This is a genomic window from Streptomyces sp. VTCC 41912, from assembly GCF_045799175.1.
GTDB classification, from domain to species: Bacteria; Actinomycetota; Actinomycetes; order Streptomycetales; family Streptomycetaceae; genus Streptomyces; species Streptomyces albulus_C.
In genome coordinates this window covers 50,533-69,768 of sequence record NZ_JBJMAB010000012.1, presented here as the reverse complement: position 1 = coordinate 69,768, position 19,236 = coordinate 50,533, and the positions used below count along the sequence as shown (strand labels likewise).

Genomic DNA, 19,236 nt, shown 5'->3' with positions numbered 1-19,236 from the left:
GGCCTCCCGTTGCCGCCCACGCGATGGAGTGTCCCGGCGGTGAGCCGTTGACAGCACTTTGTGCACCGGGCCGCGCGGGGGTGCCCACTTTTGGCCGGGGCATCGCTGGCGAACTGCACACATGTGAGGTAGTCCGTGGCCAAGACGCCGCTTTTGGGGTAGCCCTAGCATTCCGCCCGCCCGCGCCGGCCGCGGCCCGACGACCGCCGGCCCCCGATCAGCGCACGGTACGACAATCCGACATCGCCGGAGATCCGTCAGCTTTCAGCGGAGTTCACACGAAAATCTCCCGCCATCCGGCAGTTTGGACACGTTGGGAAGGATTCCGATTCGGCCCGCGGACGCGTGTCGTGGAGTCGCCGCCGCCCCGTAGAGAAAGTGGAAGTGTCTACGCATGCAGGTCTGGCCGGGACAGATGTATCCGTTGGGTGCCACCTATGACGGTGCGGGCACCAACTTCGCGGTGTTCTCCGAAGCCGCCACGCGCATCGAACTGTGTCTGCTGCACGACGACGGGTCGGAGACCGCCGTCGAGCTGCGCGAGTCCGACGCCTTCGTACGGCACGCGTATCTGCCGGGGATCATGCCGGGACAGCGCTACGGCTTCCGCGCGCACGGCCCCTACGAGCCGGAACGCGGGCAGCGCTGCAATTCCGCCAAGCTGCTCCTCGACCCGTACGCGCGGGCGATGAGCGGCGTGATCGATTGGGACGAGGCGGTCTACGGCTACCACTTCGGCCGCCCCGAGGTCCGCAACGACCTGGACTCGGCACCGCACACCATGGCGTCGGTGGTGGTCAACCCGTACTTCGACTGGGGCGACGACCGCCCGCCGCGCACCGCGTACCACGAGACGGTGCTCTACGAGGCCCACGTGAAGGGCCTGACGATGCGGCATCCGGAGCTGCCGGAGGAGCTGCGCGGCACGTACGCGGCGCTGGCGCACCCGGCGATCATCGACCACCTGACGAAGCTCGGGGTCACCGCCCTGGAACTGATGCCGGTGCACCAGTTCGTCCAGGACCACCGGCTGGTGGACGCCGGCCTGACCAACTACTGGGGCTACAACACGATCGGGTTCTTCGCGCCGCACAACGCCTACGCGTCCTGGGGGGACCGCGGGCAGCAGGTGCTGGAGTTCAAGACCGCGGTGCGGGCCCTGCACCAGGCGGGCATCGAGGTCATCCTCGACGTCGTCTACAACCACACCGCCGAGGGCAGCCACCTGGGACCGACGCTGTCCTTCCGGGGGCTGGACAACGCCTCGTACTACCGGCTGTCGGACGACCTGCGCTACTACATGGACACCACCGGCACCGGGAACTCCCTGCTGATGCGCAGCCCGCACGTGCTCCAGTTGGTGATGGACTCGCTGCGCTACTGGGTGCAGGAGATGCGCGTGGACGGGTTCCGGTTCGACCTGGCGGCGACGCTGGCGCGGCAGTTCCACGAGGTGGACCGGCTGTCGTCGTTCTTCGACCTGGTGCACCAGGACCCGGTGGTCAGCCAGGTGAAGCTGATCGCCGAGCCGTGGGACGTCGGGGAGGGCGGTTACCAGGTGGGGAACTTCCCGCCGCTGTGGACGGAGTGGAACGGCAAGTACCGGGACACCGTGCGGGACCTGTGGCGGGGCGAGCCGCGCACCCTGGCGGACTTCGGGTCCCGGTTGGCCGGCTCGTCGGACCTCTACCAGGAGGACGGGCGGCGGCCGCTCGCCTCGGTCAACTTCGTCACCTGCCACGACGGTTTCACCCTGCGCGACCTGGTCTCGTACAACGACAAGCACAACGAGGACAACGGCGAGGACAACCGGGACGGCGAGCGCTTCAACCGGTCCTGGAACTGCGGGGCGGAGGGGCCGACCGACGACCCCTCGGTGCGGCGGCTGCGGCTGCGGCAGATGCGGAACTTCCTCGCCACGCTGATGCTGTCGCAGGGCGTGCCGATGCTCAGCCACGGCGACGAGTTCGGCCGCAGCCAGCGCGGCAACAACAACGCGTACTGCCAGGACGGGGAGCTGACCTGGGTGCGGTGGCCGGAGCGGGAGGCGGCCGGCGCCGCGGACGAACCCGAGGCGGCACAGGACGCCGCGGGCACGGCGGACGAGGAACGGGCGGACCGGGCGGCGCTGCTGGCGTTCGTGCGGCAGATGGTGTGGCTGCGGCGGGACCATCCGGTCTTCCGGCGGCGGCGGTTCTTCCAGGGGCACCCGATGGAGGGCGCCCACGACGAGTTGTCCGACATCGCCTGGTTCACCGCGGCCGGCACCGAGATGGGCACCCGCGACTGGCAGTCCGTCCACGCCAAGTCGCTGGCCGTGTTCCTCAACGGAAGCTCGATCTCCGAACCCGGTCCGCGCGGCGAGCCGATCACCGACGACTCGTTCCTGCTGATGTTCAACGCCCACGACCAGGAGAAGGAGTTCACCGTCCCGGAGCACCTGGGGCGGCAGTGGCAGGTCGTGGTGGACACCGACCGGCCGGAGGCGGCGGCGGACGGCCGGGGCGCCAAGGTCAAGGGCGGCGATCGGCTGGTGCTGGTCGGCCGGAGCCTGGTGGTGCTCCAGCGGCCGGCCTGAGTCGTCCGGTCGGGCCCCTGCGACGCCCCGGGGCGCGCAGGGCTCAGGAGGTCTGCGCGCGGTCCGCCGCGGCCTCCTCCGGTCCCGCCGGGGAGACGCGCAGCGGCGCGGTGGGCCGGTGACCGGCGCGGGTGGTGAGGGCGACGACGAGGACGAGCACCGCCGCGCCGACCGCGACCGCGAAGGCGGCGGACGGGCCGTACATGTCGGCGAGCCGCCCCGAGAGGGCCAGCGCCACCGCCTGGCCGCCGACCACCGCACTGGTGAGGAAGGCCATCGACTCGGCCAGCCGGGCGGCCGGCACCAGGCGTTCGGTGAGCCCGAAGAGGGTGATCAGGTGCGGCGCGAAGGCCACCCCGAGCACCACCACGACCAGGTAGAGCGCCCCCATCGACCGCACGAAGAGCAGCGGCACGGACAGCACGATGAGCGCGACGGCGGCCGCCCGCCACCGGGCCGGCAGGCCGATCCGGGCCGGCACCAGCGCGAGCGAGAGCCCCGCGACCGCGCTCATCACGCCCATCGCCGCGTACACCAGGCCCGCCTGGGCGGGCTGGTGGAGGCGTTCGGTGAGCGCGGTGATGCCGGCCTGGCAGGCGCCGAACATGGCCCCCTGGAGGACCATCGAGACCCGCATGGCGTGCACCGCGCGGGGCATCCGGGTGCGGGCCGGGCGGGCGGTCCGCGGGGCCCGGTCCGCGGCGGGCCGGGCCACGACGGGCCGCACCGCCACCGCCGTCGGATGGAGGGCGAACGCCGAGCCGCAGACCGCCAGCAGCACCGCGGCCAGCCCCAGCGCCACCGCCGGGTGGACCAGGGTGGCGGCCAGCCCCACCAGCGCCGGCCCGAGCACGAACGACACCTCGTCCAAGGTGCCCTCCAGGGAGAGCGCCGCGCTCACCAGGCGGTCGTCGGCCCGCGCGCGGTGCGCCAGCGCGACCAGCCGGGTGCGGGCCAGCGGGCCGATCTGCGGCACGCTCGCCCCGGCCAGCAGGCCCAGCAGGGCCAGCGGGGGCGTCGCCGTGCGGGCCAGCGCGGCCGTCACCAGGGCGGCCACCGCGAGCGCGTTGACCCAGCAGGCGATCAGCACCACCGGCCGCTGGCCGTGGCGGTCCGCGAGCCGCCCGATCAGCGGGCCGGCGACCGTCTGACCCGCCGCCAGGGCGCCGCCCACCAGACCCGCGGTCGTCAGCGAACCGCTCGTCTCGGCCACCAGCAACACGCTGCCGAGCTGGCACATGGCGGTCGGCAGCCGCCCGAGGAAGGACACGACGGGCAGCAACGGCCCGCTCAGGGCGAGCACCCGGCGGTAGGTGGTGGTGACAGCGGTCATCACAAGAAGCTATCCGTCACACCTGCACGATTCGTACGGGCGGTACGTACGAAGCCTTATCGCCGGCCGACCCGGTGGTTCGGAGGAAGGCACCACGGGCAGGACGCCCCGGGATGACGCAACCCGATGACAGAACGGGCCCCCGGCGGGGTACGGGTGTTCCCATGACGCAGTCTTCGAGTCCGTCGCCGACCGCCACCTACCGGCTGCAGCTCCAGCCGGACTTCCCGTTCGCCGCAGCCGAGCGGGCGGTGCCGTACCTCGCCGCGCTCGGAGTCTCCCACCTGCACCTGTCACCGGTGCTGGAGGCGGTGCCGGGCTCCTCGCACGGCTACGACGTGACCTGCCACGCGGCGGTCCGGGCCGAGCTGGGCGGCGAGGAGGGGCTGCGGGCGCTGGCGGCGACGGCCCGGGCGCACGGCCTCGGACTGGTCGTCGACATCGTGCCCAACCACATGGCGGTGCCCGTGCCGCTGTCGCTCAACGAGCCGCTGTGGGAGGTGCTGCGCGACGGTCCGACGTCGCCGTACGCGCGCTGGTTCGACATCGACTGGGACGGCGGGCACGAGGGGCGGCTGCTGCTGCCGGTACTGGAGGGGCGGATCGGGGACGAGCTGCCCCGGTTCCGGGTCGAGGGGCGGGTGCTGCACTACGGGGAGCAGGTCTTCCCCTTGCGTCCCGGTACCGAGCGGCTGCCGCTGGAACGCCTCCTGGGGGCGCAGTGGTACCGCCTCGCCTGGTGGCGGCTGGCCCGCACGGAGCTCAACTACCGGCGGTTCTTCACCATTTCGGAGCTGATCGGGGTCCGCGTCGAGGACCCGGAGGTGTTCGACGCCACGCACCGGACGGTGCTGCGGCTGGTCCGGGAGGGGGTCGTCGACGGGCTGCGGATCGACCATCCGGACGGGCTGGTGGATCCGGGCGGCTACCTGGCGCGGCTGCGGGCCGGCACGAAGGGCTGCTGGACCGTGGTGGAGAAGGTCCTCACCGGTGCGGAGCGGCTCCCGGACGGCTGGGCGTGCGCGGGCACCACGGGCTACGACGCGCTCCGCCACATCGACGGGCTGTTCGTGTGCCCGCAGGGCGCCGGGCGGCTGTTCTCGCACTACCGGGACTTCGTCACGCCGTTGGCCGACGAGGGCGGCGACTGGGAGGAGACGGTGCGGCGGGCCGCCTACGAGGTCGTCGAACACGACCTGGCGGCGGAGGTCGAGCGCCTGGTGCGGACCGCGGCCCGGATCGCCCAACGGGTGCCCAGGCCGGGCGACCACGCCCCGTGGGCGCTGCGCCAGGCGGTCCGGGAACTCCTGGTTCGGCTGCCGGTCTACCGGCCCTACGCCGGCGACACCAACGACGCCGCGCGGGCGGCGGCGGACGCGACGATGCTGGCCGGCGCGGCGGAGCGGGCCCGGGCCACCTTCCGGGTGCCGGAGGAGGCCGGGGCGGTGGACCTCGTCCACGACCTGGCGCTGGGGCGGTTCGCGCCCGGTGGGGACGGCGCCGCGGGCCGAGGGGACCCGGCGGCGGACCACGGCGCCGTGGACGGGGACGTCGCGGGCTTCGCGGCGCGGTTCGCGCAGACCGCGTCGGCGCTGCACGCCAAGTCCGTGGAGGACACCGCCTTCTACCGCTACCCGGTGCTGCTGTCGGCGTGCGAGGTCGGCGGCGATCCCGGGGAACCGGCGCTGGGGCCCGCGACGTTCCACGAGTACGGCGCGCGGATGCAGCGGGACTGGCCGGAGAGCGGCACGGTGCTCTCCACGCACGACACCAAGCGCAGCGCCGACGTGCGGGCCCGGATCGCGGTGCTGTCGGAGTGCCCGGACCGGTGGCGGGACGTGCTGGGCGTGGTGGCCGAAGGGCGGGACGTCGCGGACGGCGCGCCGCCGGTGGACCCGATGGTGGTCTGGACGGCCTGGCAGACCGCGTTCGGGCTGGGCACGTCCGACGCCGGCGGTGCGGGCGCGGAGGCGGCGGTCGGCGACCGCGGGGAGCGGCTGACGCCCGCGGTGCTCAAGGCCGTGCGGGAGGCGGGGCTGCGCACCACCTGGACGGAGCAGGACGCGGTCTACGAGGAGCGGGTGGCGGAGTTCGTCCGGAGCGGGCCGGGCGGCCCGGTGGCGGACCAACTGGCCGCGCTGGAGGCGGAGCTCGCCCCGTTCGTCCGCGCGAACGTCCTCGGCGCGACGCTGCTGCACCTGACCGTGCCCGGCGTCCCCGACCTCTACCAGGGCACCGAGCAGGAGTACGCGGCGCTGGTCGATCCGGACAACCGGCGGCCGCCGCGGTTCGCTGCGGAGCTGCTCGCGGAGCTGGACGGCGGGGCCGCGCCGAGGGGTCCGTCGGCCGAGAAGCTGTGGCTGACGGCCAGTGCGCTGCGGCTGCGGCGGGCGCACCCGGAGTGGTTCGGCGCCGCCGCCTCGTACGAGCCGCTGGCCGTGGAGGGCCCGGCGGCCGAGCACTGCGTGGCGTTCGTCCGCGCGGGGCGGGTGGTGACGGCGGTGACCAGGTTGTCGCTGCGGCTGCGGGAGACCGGTGGCTGGTGGGACACCGTGCTGCGGCTGCCCCCGGGCGGCGAGTGGCGGGAGGTGCTCACCGGCCGCGCGCTGGCGGGCGGCAGTGCGGTGGGGGTGGACGGCCTCCTGGCGGACTGGCCGGTGGCCCTGCTCGTACGGGAATAGCCCCGGACGCGGCGGAGGGCGCACCGCGACCGGCGTACTGATGGTGCGTCAGGTGTCGTTGCCGATCCCCCGCCCCCGGAGGGGTTCGGCGAACCGAGCGTCCACACCGGTGGGTCCGACCCACGCGACGTCGGTGACGCCGCGACGCCTCGGCGCGCCGGTGGCGATCACCGCTTGGGCGGAGCCTGGCGTTCGGTCAGGACGTAGTCCACGTGGCCGAACCTGATGTGGTCGCCGGGTCCGACCGCTATCTCGCCGACCAGCCGGCGCCCGTTGACGCAGGTGCCGTTGGTGGAGCCGAGATCGCGCAGCATCCAGCCGGTGCCCTCGCTGCGCAGCTCGGCGTGGTTGCGGGAGACCGTCTCGTGGTTGAGTCGCAGGCCGACGCCCGGGGCCCGCCCGATCGACAGCGGGAACGGCCCGGGCTCCGGCAGCAGCAGCTTCGGCAGCCGCTCCGTGCGCCACGCCCGGCGCAGCCGGATGTGGAACGCCGACACCCGGCCGACCACCCGCAGTACCAGCCCCTGGACCTTGCCGTGCCGCTCCAAATCGGCCGTCGCCAGCGCGAGTTCGGAGTGCTGCTGGGCCGACAGGACGAGTTCCAACCGGCGCAGGAAGGTGTCCTGGGACAGCCGTCCCTCCGCCGCGCCGTCGCGCAGCAGCTCAAGGGCGCGTTCCCGATCCGCGTCCGAAGGCCGCGCGGGGAACTGGAGCGAAGTCATGGCGCAATTCTCCGGCCTGCGGTGAGCCGGTGTCCAGGCAACGTCGGTGCCCCGCCGCACCGCGTCCTTTCGTCCGGGGCGGCGGCGTGCTTTCGTCGTCGGGAAGCGGGTCGGCGCCTGCCGCGGCGGCCGGGCCGGAGCGACGAAGGAGGACGACCGTGCTGTTCGAGGTATGGGCACCCGAGGCCGGGCGGGTCGCCCTCCACTGGGCCGGCGACCGGTCCGACGCGCCCCCGGTGGAGCTGGCGCGCGATCCCGCCCGCCCCGGTTGGTGGCGCGCCGACGCACCGGCCGGCGACGGCGACCGCTACGCCTTCCGACTGGACGGGGGCCCGGCGCGGCCCGATCCGCGCGCCGCCCGGCTGCCGGAGGGGCCCGGCGGGCCCGGCGCGGTCATCGAGCACGCCCGGTTCGCCTGGCGGCACCCGTGGCCCGGCCGGCCGCTGCCCGGCGCGGTCCTCTACGAGCTGCACGTCGGGACGTACACCCCCGAAGGCACCTTCGACGCCGCCGCGGCCCGCCTCGGCCACCTCGCCGACCTCGGCGTCACCCACGTCTCCCTGATGCCCGTCTGCCCGTTCCCCGGGACCCACGGGTGGGGGTACGACGGGATCGCGCCCTGGGCGGTGCACGAGCCGTACGGCGGCCCCGAGGGGCTGAAGCGGTTCGTGGACGCCGCGCACGGCCACGGCCTCGGGGTGGTCCTCGACGTGGTGCACAACCACCTCGGCCCGTCCGGGAACCACCTCCCGGAGTTCGGCCCGTACTTCACCGACACCCACCACACGCCCTGGGGGGCGGCGGTCAACCTCGACGCCCCCGGTTCCGACGAGGTCCGCCGCTTCTTCATCGACAGCGCGCTCGGCTGGCTGCGCGACTACCGCATCGACGGGCTGCGGCTGGACGCCGTGCACGCCCTGCACGACGACCGCGCCCAGCACTTCCTGGCCGAACTGTCCGCCGCCGTGGACGCGCTCGCCGCCCAGCAGCGCCGTCCGCTGTTCCTGATCGCCGAGTCCGACCGCAACGACCCGCGCACCACCGCGCCGCGGGCGAGCGGCGGCCTGGGCCTGCACGCCCAGTGGAACGACGACTTCCACCACGCCCTGCACACCGCACTGACCGGCGAATCCCACGGCTACTACGCCGACTTCGCGCGCGCCCCGCTCGCCGCCCTCGCCAAGACCCTCACCGGCGGCTTCTTCCACGACGGCAGCCACTCCAGCTTCCGCGGGCGCCGTCACGGCGCCCCCCTCGACCTCCGGGCCACCCCACCACACCGGCTGCTCGGCTACGCGCAGACCCACGACCAGATCGGCAACCGCGCGTACGGCGACCGGCTCACCGCCACCCTCTCCCCCGGCCTGCTCGCCTGCGCCGCCGCGCTGGTCCTCTGCGCCCCGTTCACCCCGATGCTCTTCATGGGCGAGGAGTGGGGCGCGCGCACCCCCTGGCAGTACTTCACCGACCACCCGGACCCGGAGCTGGCGGAGGCCGTACGGGCCGGCCGGCGGCGCGAGTTCGCGGCGCAGGAGGGCGGCGCGGCGCACGGCGACGGGCTCGGCGCCGACTGGCCGGACCCGCAGGATCCGGCCACCCGCGACCGCTGCGTCCTGGACTGGGCCGAACCGTCCGCCGCGCCGCACGCCGCCCTGCTCTCCTGGTACCGCGGCCTCCTCGCCCTGCGCCGCACCCACCCCGCGCTGACCGATCCCGACCCCTCCCGCACCCACGTCGCCCACGACGAGGACGCCCGCTGGCTGGTGCTCCGCCGCGGCCCCGTCCACCTGGCCGTCAACCTCGCCCCGAGCGGCACGGCCACCGTCCCGCTCGCCCCGTCCACGGCGCCCGCGGCGGACGCGCGGCGGGGCACCGCGCCGGCCCCGGCGACCGACTACCGCGCGGCGGCCGGTTGGCCGCACCCGGTGCTGCCGGACGGCGGCGGGGTGCTGCACCTGCCGGCGGAGTCCGTGGCGGTGGTCGTCGAGGAACCGCCCGGGACGCCGCGTGCGACGGGCGAGCGCGCGTGATCGTGCTCAGCGACCCTCGGGTGGCGGACGTGCCGGTGCGGGACTGCGGCGAGCCGCTGGCCGAGGTGGCGGCGCTCCCCCGCGTGACCCTGGACCCGGGGGAGCGGGACCCGGACGGGGCGTACGGGCGGGCCCGGGCCGGTGTGTGCGCACGGTTGCGGACGGCCGTCGCCGGGCTGCCGGCGGGCTGGGGGTTCCTGGTGGTCGAGGGGCACCGCAGCAGCGCCGAGCAGGCCCGGCGGTTCGCCCGCTACCAGGACCGCCTGCGCACCGCGGGCCACACCGACCCCGCGGAACTCCACCGCCGGACGGCCGCGTTCGTCGCCCCGGTCGAGGTGGCCCCGCACTGCGCGGGGGCGGCCCTGGACCTGACGCTGGTGGACGACCGGGGCCGGGCGCTGGACATGGGCGGTGCGGTGAACGGCCACCGCACGGGCGACGAGGAGCGCTGCCCGTTCGACGCCCCGGGGCTGCCGGCGCGGGCCCGGCACCACCGCGCGCTCCTGGGGCGGGCCCTGGGCGGGGCCGGTTTCGTGAACTATCCCAGCGAGTGGTGGCACTGGTCCTACGGGGACCGCTACTGGGCGCTACTCACCGGGGCCCGGTGCGCCGTCTACGGTCCGGTCTGAGAAGGCGCGGCGGCGGTGCGGACTTCCGCGCGTCCCCTCACCGCGCGAACTCCTCGACCAGGGCCTTGCAGAAGGCCGGCAGGTCCGCCGGTTTGCGGCTGGTGACGAGGGTGTTGGCGGCCTGGGTGCAGACCACGACCGGCCGGTCGACCCAGGTGCCGCCGGCGTTGCGGATGTCGGTGCGCAGACTGGGCCAGGAGGTGAGGGTGCGGCCCCGCACGACGTCGGCCTCGATCAGGGTCCAGGGGGCGTGGCAGATGGCCGCGACCGGTTTGCCGGTCTCGAAGAAGGACGCGATGAGGGCGATGGCGCCCCGGTCCAGGCGGAGCGCGTCGGGGTTGGCCACCCCGCCGGGCAGGGCCAGGGCGTCGAACTCCGCGACGGACGCCGCGTCCACGGTCAGGTCGACGGGGAAGGTGTCGGCCTTGTCCAGGTGGTGGAACGCCTGGATGCGGCCCGACCTGGTGGAGATCAGGGTGGGCTTGCCGCCCGCGGCGATCACCGCCTGCCAGGGCTCGGTCAGCTCGACCTGTTCGGTGCCCGCCGGGGCCACCAGAAACGCCACCTGCATGGTGCGCTCACTTCCCTTCGTCCGGACGGCCGGAGGACCGGACGACGGCTTCCCGGGGGGCCGGAAAACGACGGTCGGCCGGTGGGGAGACATCCCTACCGACCGACCATAGCGGGAGGAACGGGGCGGCTCATCCGCTGGTGCGCGGCGGCCCCGGGCGGCCCGCGCCGCCCCTGCCGTCAGTCGCGCGGGGCCGCGGCGGCCGCCGGCCCGTCCGCGTCGGTCCCTTCCAGCTCGCGCTCGCTCTCGGCGACCGCCGCCGCCTCCGCGACCTGGTCGAGGCTGCGGGTGAGCAGGTAGTACAGGCCGCCGCCGACCAGCAGGCCGGGCACGAAGGAGAGGTCCGCGCCGCCCAGCGCCTTCGTCACCGGACCGGTGTAGAAGGACGTGGAGAAGAACGGGACCATCGCGGCGAAGCCGGCGACGTAGGCGGTGATGCCGCGCCAGGACCAGCGGCCGTAGATGCCGGCCGGGTTGAAGATCGCGGTGACCGCGTAGTGGCCGCGCCGGACCCAGTAGAAGTCGACGAGGTTGACCGCCGTCCACGGGATCAGGAAGTAGAGCATCATCAGCACGAAGGTGTTGAAGCTCTCCAGGTAGTTCTCCGGGAGCAGCATCGCCACGGTGAAGACGATCAGGCCGATGGCCACGATGCCGGCGATCCGGATCCGGACGGTCGGCTTGACCGCGCGGAAGGCGTCGATCGCGCTGGTGGTGGTGAGCATCGCGCCGTAGGCGTTGACCGCCATGATGCCGACCAGGGCGACGGACGAGACGACCACCGCGAAGGTGCCGAAGCCGGGCAGGATCGCGTTGCCGACCTGGCGGATGCCGCTGATCGCGTCCGGGTGCGGCAGCGCCGAGGCGAGCAGTGCGCCGAGCGACATCAGCCAGGCGGCGGAGCCGGCCGCGCCGGCGTAGGTCCACCAGATGACCTTGCGGGCGGAGACGTCGCGGGGCAGGTAGCGGGAGTAGTCCGAGACGTAGACGGCGTAGCTGATCTGGTAGCCGGCCGCGGCGGAGAAGACGACCAGGAAGGACGTCCAGGAGCCGTGCGCGGCATGCCCGGCGGCGGCCACGGAGTGCGGGTCGAGCTGGACCAGCGCACCGACGGTGAGCACGCCGAAGACCACGATCAGCACGTAGGTGAGCCAGCGCTGGACCAGGTGCAGCAGGTCGTGGCCGACCACGGCGAGCACGATGGCGACGCCGATGATCAGCACGTACCAGAGGGTGGCGCCGCCGGGGAAGACGGTGCGCAGGCCCTGGGCGGCCAGGACCACGTTGAAGACGTTGAACCCGACGTAGACGAAGACCACGGCGGCGAACGGCACGATCGCGCCGCGGATGCCGAACTGGGCCCGCGACTGGATCATCTGCGGCAGGCCCATCCGGGGGCCCTGGTTGGCGTGGAAGGCCATGAAGAAGGTGCCGAAGCAGGCGCCGAGGACGACCGCCGCGACGGAGGCGAGCAGGCTCAGACCGAGGGCCGGGCCGAGGAAGCCGGTGACCATCGTGGTCAGCACGAAGTTGCCGGTGAACCAGAACGGGCCCTGGTGCCACACCTTCCCGTGCCGTTCGCGGACGGGGACGTAGTCGATGGAGCGGACCTCGATCATGCGCGAGCCTCGCCCCTCGCTCGTGCCTTCCATGGGTGCCGTGCGATCCATGGGTTACTCCTCGGGCGTGGCGACAGGGGATGCGGGGGTGGTGCCGCGGGAAGCCGGTGGGGAACGACGGATTCCGCGGTGGTGTGAACCTAGGCGTCCGGTCGCCGGGACTCGATCGCCCGATCGTCCATTCAATAGATATGTGGTGGACACTATGTCTATGCCTCTGCGTATCTCGGACCTGTTGGCGCGGCCCGGCCTCCATCTGGCCCTCACCTACGACGTACCGCAGGAGCTGCTGTCCCGCACCATCGAGGCGGCGACCGTCTCCGACCTGCTGGTCCCGGGAAAGTGGCTCCAGGGCGGTGAGCTGCTGATGACCATCGGGCTGCTGCTGCCGATGGAGCCGGCGTCCTGCCGCGCGTACGTCCGGGACGTGGCCGAGGGCGGCGCGGCCTGCCTGGCGCTCGGGCTGGGCCAGGGGCTGCCGTACCAGGAGGCACCGCAGCCCCTGGTCACGGCCGCGAAGGAGGCCGGGCTGCCGCTGCTGACGGTGCCGGACGAGGTCCCGTTCATCGCGGTCACCAAGGCGGTCTTCGACGCCCGGGCCACCGAGCAGCGGGAGGTGCTGCACCGGGCCTTCGCCACCCAGCGCAGGCTGACCGCGGCCGCGGCGACCAGCGACGGGCTCCAGCCGATGCTGGCGGAGTGGACGGCCGCCACCGGGGTCGGCGCCACGGTCCTCGACCCACTCGGGCGGCAGCTGGCGGCCGCCGAGCAGGGACCGGGGACCGCGCTGGAGGACGCCCGCGACCTGGTCGAACGGGTCGCCGCGCGGGGGCTGCGGGGCAGTGCGTCCAGCACCGCCGGCGGCCGGCAACTGGAGGTGCAGCCGCTCGGCGCCCGCCGGCTGCGCGGGCTGCTGCTGCTCACCGGCCGCCCGGACGACGCCGCCCGGTCCGTGGTGCCCGGACTGATCTCGCTGCTCTCCCTGGAGCTGGAACGACGGCACCTGCGGGACGAACCGGAACGCCGGCGGCGCTCGGCGCTGCTGTCGGAGCTGCTGGCGGACGAGGACCTGGCGGCGGACCGGGCCCGGGACATGCTGGCCTCGGTGGGGCTGTCCGCCGAGCGGGTGCGGGCGGTCGTCGTGGAGGCGGCGCCGGTCGCGGGGCCGCGCGGCGGGGGCGGTGCCGCCGCCCGGACCGGGCTGTCGGAGGGCGCGGCCCAGGAGATGGCGGCCGATCTGGCGCTGGCCATGCCCGGCGGGCTGGTGCGGGTGACCGGCGGGCCGGGCGCCGCGCCGGGACGGCTGATCGAGGCGGTGGTCGGCGAGGAACTGGACATCCACGCGGTGCTCGGCCGGTTCGCCCCGCACTGCCCGGCGGGCATCGGCCCGGCCACCGCGCCGGAAGCGGTCCGGGTGTCGCTGCGGCAGGCCACCGGGCTGCTGGCGGTCAGCCGGACCAGCGGGGCGCCCGCGGAGGCCCGGCAGAGCGAGGCCGCCCGACTGCTGCTGGACCTGGGCGACCGGCGGACGCTGCACGGCTACGCCGACACCGTGCTCGGGCCGCTGGACCTGGCCGACGGCGGCGAGGAACTGATCGCCACCCTCGCCGCCTGGCTGGAGACCGGCGGTGCCTGGGACGCCACCAGCCGCCGGCTCGGCGTCCACCGGCACACGGTGCGCAACCGCCTGGACAAGGCGATGGACCTCACCGGGCGCCGCCTCGACGACCCCGACGACCGCTTCGACCTGTGGCTGGCCACCCGCATCCGGCGCGGCGGCGCCCCCTCCCCCGGCGCCCGCTGACGGCCGGGCGCGCCACTGCCGCCGGCCGCGCCCCGGTGATCGAGGGGGCCCGGCCGCGGCACGCCCCCTCGATTCCAGGCGACGCTTTCCCTGATCCCCCCGCACCGTCTTTACTGCTGAGGTGACCTACGAGATCCGCACCTTCGCCCCCGGCGCCCAGCACGCCACCACCGGGCCGGCCCCCACCTCGCGTGAGGGCCGTCTGGTGGCCGTCAGCGACCTCCACGTCCGGTACGACGAGAACCGCGACATCGTCGAGCGGTTACGGCCGGAGTCCGACGACGACTGGCTGCTGGTGGCCGGGGACGTCGGGGAGTACGTCGAGGACATCCGCTGGGCGCTCGGCCGGTTGAGCGAGCGGTTCGCCAAGGTGGTGTGGGTGCCCGGCAACCACGAGCTGTGGACCCCCGCCAAGGACCCCGTGCAACTGCGCGGGGTGGCCCGCTACGAGCACCTGGTGGAGGTCTGCCGGGAGCTGGGGGTGATCACCCCCGAGGATCCGTACCCCGTGTGGGAGGGGGCGGGCGGCCCGGTGGCCCTCGCGCCGCTCTTCCTGCTCTACGACTACTCCTTCCGGATGCCCGGCATGGGGTCCAAGGAGGAGGCCCTGGCGATCGCCGAGAAGGCGGGCGTCGTCTGCACCGACGAGTACTTCCTGCACCCGGACCCCTACCCGTCCCGCGAGGCGTGGTGCCGGGCCCGGGTGGCGGAGACCGAGGCGCGGCTCGCGGCCCTCCCGGAGGACCTGCCGACGGTGCTGATCAACCACTGGCCGCTGGTCCGCGAGCCCACCAGACCCCTGTGGTACCCGGAGTTCGCACTGTGGTGCGGCACGGAGGCCACCGCCGACTGGCCCCGTCGGTTCCGCGCCACCACGGTGGTCTACGGCCATCTGCACATCCCGCGGCTGATCATGTGGGACGGAGTGCCCCACCAGGAGGTGTCGCTCGGCTACCCTCGCGAATGGCGGCGCCGCTCCGGTTCCCCCGGCCGCCCGGTCCAGATCCTGCCCGTCGCGACCACCGGAGTTCCCGCGTGATAGAGAAGCTGCTGCCCGCGCCGATCGCGACCGCCGAGTCCTTCGGGGACGACCCGCTCTCGGAGATGTTCCCGGAGGAGTTCGCGCTGGTGGCCGAGGCGGTCCCACAGCGGCAACGGGAGTTCGGCACGGTGCGCAACTGCGCCCGTCGGGCCCTCGCCGCCTTCGGGATCGCCCCCGCGCCGGTCCTGCCCGGCGAGCGCCGCGCCCCGATCTGGCCGACCGGCATCGTCGGCGCCATGACCCACTGCACGGGCTACCGCGGCGCCGCCGTGGCCCGGGCGACCGACGTGCGCTCCGTGGGCGTCGACGCGGAGCCGCACGCGCGGATCGAGGACCCGGGCGTCCTGGAGCTCGTCACGCTCCCCGACGAACGGGCCCAGCTCTCCCAACTCGCCACGCACCAGCCGGAGATCTGCTGGGACCGGCTGGTCTTCAGCGCCAAGGAGAGCGTCTACAAGGCGTGGTTCCCGCTCACCGGCCGCTGGCTGGGCTTCGAGGACGCCCACCTCACCCTCGACCCGACCGACGCCACCTTCACCGCCCGGTTCCTGGTGCCCGGTCCGGTGGTGGAGGGCCGGGAGCTCACCGAGTTCACCGGCCGTTGGCTGATCGGGTCCCAGCTGGTGATGACGGCGGTGACCGTACCGGTGTGACGGGAGCGGCCCCCGAGCGTCTCGCGGGGGCACCCCGGTCGGTGCCCCCGCGTCGCCGGACCGGACGCCGTGGGCCCTCAGGCGCCGGCGCCGCTCAGCACTGCTTCCCTGCGGGTGGAAGTTCAGGTGCGGGATCCCGAGGGGCTCAAGCCCCTTTTCCCGCCGGGCGGTTCGCCGCCGGGCGGACCGGACGACGCCGGGGTCGACCGGCCCGCCCGGCCGGCGGTGCGCGTACCGCGCGGCCGCCGGAGCCCTAGGGGTTTTCCCCGTCCGGGCAGGTGGCGGCGTTCCTCACCACACTGGCGGTGGCCGTGTGGTCCCCCGTCGCGACCGGTGTCGACGCGCCGGTGTGCCGCGGCGATCTGCGCAGTGGGGAATCCCTCCCCCGTGCCGGGTTCGCCCCCTTCGTACGTCGAACCCGGATGAGAGGAGATTCCTCGAATCCCCCCTGGTTGTCGTTGGCACCGAGTCCACGGAATGGTGAGCAGCGAGCCAACCGGGCGGCCTCCAGCGCCTTTTGCCGGTGGTCCTTCGGCGCGGTCCCATAGGCATTGCGGAAAGCCCGGCTGAAGTCGGCCGGCCGCGGGAACCCCCAGCGCGCGGCGATGGCGTGGACCGGGAGGGTGCGCAGCGCCGGATCGGCGAGGTCGCGGCGGGCGGCCGCCAGCCGCCGGCTCCGGATGCGGCCGGCGACGGTGCTCTCCTCGTCCTGGAAGAGGCGGTGCAGGTAGCTGGTCGAGATGTGGTGCGCCGCCGCGACGACGGACGGGGTCAACTCGGGGTCGGGCAGGTGCTCGTCGATGAACGACGTGATGCGCAGCACCAGGTTCCGCCGACGGACCTCCGGCGGAAGGGCGCTGCCGGTTTCGAGGGCGCCGGCGAAGAGCGCGGCGACCAGATCGGTGAGGACCGTCCCCAGGCGGGGCCCGTCGCAGGACCGGTAGGGGCCGGTGTCCTCGCACAGACGGGTGAGGAACTGTGCGAGCAGCGCGCCGACCCCCTGGCGGGTCGTCATCCGCCGGGGCACCGCACGGCCGTCCAGGCCGCGCGGCAGCGGCAGCAGCGCCTTGGGGACCTCCAGCCCCACCAGCGCGACCGGGCCCTGGTCGCCGCGGACCTCCGCCGGCAGCGAGGAATCGCCGACGATCAGATCGGTCGGCCGGTAGACCACCTCGTGGTCCCCCCAGTCGGCCGTCCAGGTCCCCGCCACGACGAGGGAGAGGTGGGAGAGCCCCGGGTCTGAACGCCGGATCAGTCGCGGCGTGCGGCGGACCACCACCTGCGGGAACGTCGCCGACCACACGGTCACCGCACCGAGGTCCAGCACCCGCTGGGTGGCCCGGAAGTCCTCCGCGTGGTCGCTTCTGACCTGCACGGGAGCATGGGTCTGCGCCATGCGCTCCGCCCAGTAGGCCAACCGGTCCTCCGCCGGCACGTCCTCGGTCCGGAAAACCCTCTCGTTCAACACGCGTCCCCCCTGATCGCACGGCTTCCGGGGAGGGTCACAGAGGGGGATAAGCGTCTGATGAACGACCGCCGTCCCGCCCCGGCGCTCCACGGGGCGGGTGCCGCCGTCGACCGGGCCGCGGGCGGCCGCGGGTCACGCCCGCGCACCGCCCGCCGCCGGTCCGGTGCTCACTCCTCGTCGGGCGCCAGCCGCAACGAGATCGAGTTGATGCAGTACCGCTGGTCCGTCGGGGTCGGGTAGCCCTCGCCCTCGAAGACGTGGCCGAGGTGGGAACCGCAGCGGGCGCAGCGGACCTCGGTGCGGACCATGCCGTGGGTGCGGTCCTCCAGGAGCTCGACGGCGTCGGTGTCCTTCGGGTCGTAGAAGGACGGCCAGCCGCAGTGGCTCGCGAACTTGGTGGTGGAGCGGAACAGTTCGGCGCCGCAGGCCCGGCAGGAGTAGACGCCGGCGGTCTTGGTGTCGGTGTACTCGCCGACGAAGGCGGGCTCGGTGCCGCCCTGGCGCAGCACGTGGTACTCGGCCGGGGTCAGCTCGCTGCGCCACTGCTCGTCGGGCTTGTCGATCTCGTACGTCATCGGGGGCCTCCTCAGCTCATGCGCCCAGGCGGGACAGGATGGCGGGGCCGAGGTCGGTCACGTCGCCCGCGCCCATGGTGAGAACAAGGTCACCGGGCCTGGCCATTCCGGCGATCAGGTCCGGGATCGCGCTCTTGTCGGCCTCGGGGGTGACCTGGGCGCCGGCGGTCCGGGCGGCGTCGGTGATCAGGGCGCTGGTGACGCCCGGGATCGGGTCCTCGCGGGCCGGGTAGATGTCCAGGACGACGGAGGCGTCGGCGAGGGCGAGGGCCTGGCCCATCTCGGTGCCCAGCTCCTGGGTGCGGGAGTACAGGTGCGGCTGGAAGACGACGAGGATGCGACCCCCGGCCTCCTCGGTGGCGCCGCGGATGGCCTCCAGGTCGGCGGTCATCTCGGTGGGGTGGTGGGCGTAGGAGTCGATGACCTGGACGCCGGCGACCTCGCCCTTGAGCTGGAGGCGGCGCTTGACGCCGGTGTACTTGCCGAGGGCGTCGGCGAGCTGGTGCGGCGGGAGGTCGAGGGCGACTCCGGCGGCCAGGGCGGCGACGGCGTTGCCCGCGTAGTGCCGGCCGGGGACGGAGACGGTGAAGGTGAGGATCTTGCCGCTGGTGAGGGTGACCGTGACGTCGCTGGCCAGGCCGTGCGGGGTGATCTGGAGGATGCGGACGTCGGCGTCCTTGGACTCGCCGTAGGTGACGATCTCGATGTCGTCGCGGCCGGCGAGCCGGGCGGTCAGCTCGCGGGCGCCGGGGTGGTCGGCGGAGACGACCAGGGTGCCGCCGGGCCGGACGCGGTCGACGAACGTCTCGAACGAGGCGTAGATCTCGTCCATCGAGGCGTAGTTGGCGTGGTGGTCCAGCTCGACGTTGAGGACGATGGCGACCTCGGGGGCGTACTTGTGGAAGCTGCGGTCGCTCTCGTCGGCCTCGGCGACGAAGATCTGGCCGCTGCCGTGCTCGGCGTTGGAGCCCGGGGCGTCCAGGTCGCCGCCGATGGCGTAGGACGGCTTGAGGCCGAGGGCGCCGAGGGAGACGGCGAGCATCGACGTGGTGGTGGTCTTGCCGTGGGTGCCGGCGACGGCGATCGGGCGCAGGCCGTCCATGAGGGCGGCGAGCGCGTCGGAGCGGTGGACGACCGGGATGCCGCGCTGCTGGGCGGCGGCCAGCTCGGGGTTGTCGGAGCGGATCGCGGAGGAGACCACGACGCTGGTGGCGTCGTCGGCGAGGTGCTCGGCGGCGTGGCCGAGGTGGACCGTGACGCCGAGGGCGCGCAGGGCCTGGGCGGTCGCGGAGTCCTTGGCGTCGCTGCCCGCCACCTCGGCGCCGCGCTGCGCGAGGATCTTGGCGATGCCCGACATGCCGGCGCCGCCGATGCCGATGAAGTGCGGCCGTTCCATCGAGGCTGGGATGGCGGGTGCCATGGGTGGGTCTCCCTGATCGTCGAGCGTGGCGTGCGGTCGTGCGTCCGGTCGTGCGTGGTGCTTGCCGACGATTCTCGCACCCGGCGCCGACAGCGCCGGTCCGCGACCCCG

Annotated in this window: 13 protein-coding genes and 1 pseudogene; 7 read left to right on the top strand and 7 right to left on the bottom strand. The window is 74.1% G+C overall.

Features of this window, described 5'->3' with window-relative positions:
* Window positions 1–394 precede the first annotated feature (394 nt).
* Window positions 395–2,578 (top strand): glycogen debranching protein GlgX, encoded by a 2,184-nt coding sequence (glgX, locus tag ACJ6WD_RS19305; protein WP_233657856.1) that lies wholly within the window; start codon window positions 395–397, stop codon window positions 2,576–2,578.
* Window positions 2,579–2,621: 43 nt separating this feature from the next.
* Here the strand turns inward: glgX and ACJ6WD_RS19300 are convergent, their stop codons facing one another.
* The gene (locus ACJ6WD_RS19300) at window positions 2,622–3,911 is read right to left on the bottom strand and encodes an MFS transporter (protein WP_407616232.1); all 1,290 of its coding nucleotides are present in this window, start codon (window positions 3,909–3,911) and stop codon (window positions 2,622–2,624) included.
* Between the two features lie 164 nt (window positions 3,912–4,075).
* Between ACJ6WD_RS19300 and treY the strand changes: the two genes are divergently transcribed.
* Window positions 4,076–6,592, top strand: a complete 2,517-nt coding sequence (gene treY, locus ACJ6WD_RS19295; protein ID WP_233657854.1) for a malto-oligosyltrehalose synthase — start codon at window positions 4,076–4,078, stop codon at window positions 6,590–6,592.
* 167 nt (window positions 6,593–6,759) lie between these two features.
* Here treY and ACJ6WD_RS19290 read toward each other — a convergent pair whose 3' ends face one another.
* Window positions 6,760–7,314, bottom strand: a complete 555-nt coding sequence (locus tag ACJ6WD_RS19290) for a DUF1707 and FHA domain-containing protein (protein ID WP_233657853.1) — start codon at window positions 7,312–7,314, stop codon at window positions 6,760–6,762.
* Window positions 7,315–7,472: 158 nt separating this feature from the next.
* On the opposite strand from ACJ6WD_RS19290, the gene treZ reads away from it, so the two are divergent.
* Both treZ and ACJ6WD_RS19280 read left to right on the top strand, forming a co-directional pair.
* Window positions 7,473–9,344, top strand: coding sequence for a malto-oligosyltrehalose trehalohydrolase (gene treZ, locus ACJ6WD_RS19285; RefSeq protein WP_407616231.1), 1,872 nt, complete (start codon window positions 7,473–7,475; stop codon window positions 9,342–9,344).
* Entirely contained in the window at window positions 9,341–9,973 is a 633-nt protein-coding gene (locus tag ACJ6WD_RS19280) for a M15 family metallopeptidase (RefSeq protein WP_407616230.1), read from the top strand. Before treZ ends, ACJ6WD_RS19280 begins: the two co-directional genes overlap by 4 nt.
* 37 nt (window positions 9,974–10,010) lie before the next feature.
* On the opposite strand, the gene ACJ6WD_RS19275 is transcribed toward ACJ6WD_RS19280, so the two are convergent.
* Both ACJ6WD_RS19275 and ACJ6WD_RS19270 read right to left on the bottom strand, forming a co-directional pair.
* Window positions 10,011–10,544 carry a type 1 glutamine amidotransferase domain-containing protein gene (locus tag ACJ6WD_RS19275; protein WP_407616229.1) on the bottom strand — a complete coding sequence of 178 codons (534 nt, stop codon included), beginning with the start codon at window positions 10,542–10,544 and terminating at the stop codon, window positions 10,011–10,013.
* A gap of 179 nt (window positions 10,545–10,723) precedes the next feature.
* Entirely contained in the window at window positions 10,724–12,214 is a 1,491-nt protein-coding gene (locus tag ACJ6WD_RS19270) for a cytosine permease (protein ID WP_233657849.1), read from the bottom strand.
* Window positions 12,215–12,374: 160 nt separating this feature from the next.
* On the opposite strand from ACJ6WD_RS19270, the gene ACJ6WD_RS19265 reads away from it, so the two are divergent.
* From ACJ6WD_RS19265 to ACJ6WD_RS19255, 3 genes are all read left to right on the top strand, one after another.
* On the top strand, window positions 12,375–13,967 hold the full coding sequence (locus ACJ6WD_RS19265; RefSeq protein WP_267952603.1) for a PucR family transcriptional regulator: 1,593 nt from the start codon (window positions 12,375–12,377) through the stop codon (window positions 13,965–13,967).
* A 121-nt stretch (window positions 13,968–14,088) separates the two neighbouring features.
* Window positions 14,089–15,006 carry a metallophosphoesterase gene (locus ACJ6WD_RS19260; protein WP_016578325.1) on the top strand — a complete coding sequence of 306 codons (918 nt, stop codon included), beginning with the start codon at window positions 14,089–14,091 and terminating at the stop codon, window positions 15,004–15,006.
* On the top strand, window positions 15,003–15,662 hold the full coding sequence (locus tag ACJ6WD_RS19255; protein ID WP_407616228.1) for a 4'-phosphopantetheinyl transferase: 660 nt from the start codon (window positions 15,003–15,005) through the stop codon (window positions 15,660–15,662). Before ACJ6WD_RS19260 ends, ACJ6WD_RS19255 begins: the two co-directional genes overlap by 4 nt.
* A 502-nt stretch (window positions 15,663–16,164) precedes the next feature.
* Here the strand turns inward: ACJ6WD_RS19255 and ACJ6WD_RS19250 are convergent.
* The 3 genes and pseudogenes from ACJ6WD_RS19250 to murC form a co-directional block, all read right to left on the bottom strand.
* Window positions 16,165–17,130: pseudogene (locus ACJ6WD_RS19250) on the bottom strand (helix-turn-helix domain-containing protein); the annotation flags it as partial.
* Window positions 17,131–17,297: 167 nt separating this feature from the next.
* A complete protein-coding gene (gene msrB / locus ACJ6WD_RS19245; protein WP_016574851.1) occupies window positions 17,298–17,705 on the bottom strand; it encodes a peptide-methionine (R)-S-oxide reductase MsrB in 408 nt (135 codons plus the stop codon).
* Between the two features lie 16 nt (window positions 17,706–17,721).
* A complete protein-coding gene (gene murC, locus ACJ6WD_RS19240) occupies window positions 17,722–19,125 on the bottom strand; it encodes a UDP-N-acetylmuramate--L-alanine ligase (protein ID WP_407616227.1) in 1,404 nt (467 codons plus the stop codon).
* Window positions 19,126–19,236 lie beyond the last annotated feature (111 nt).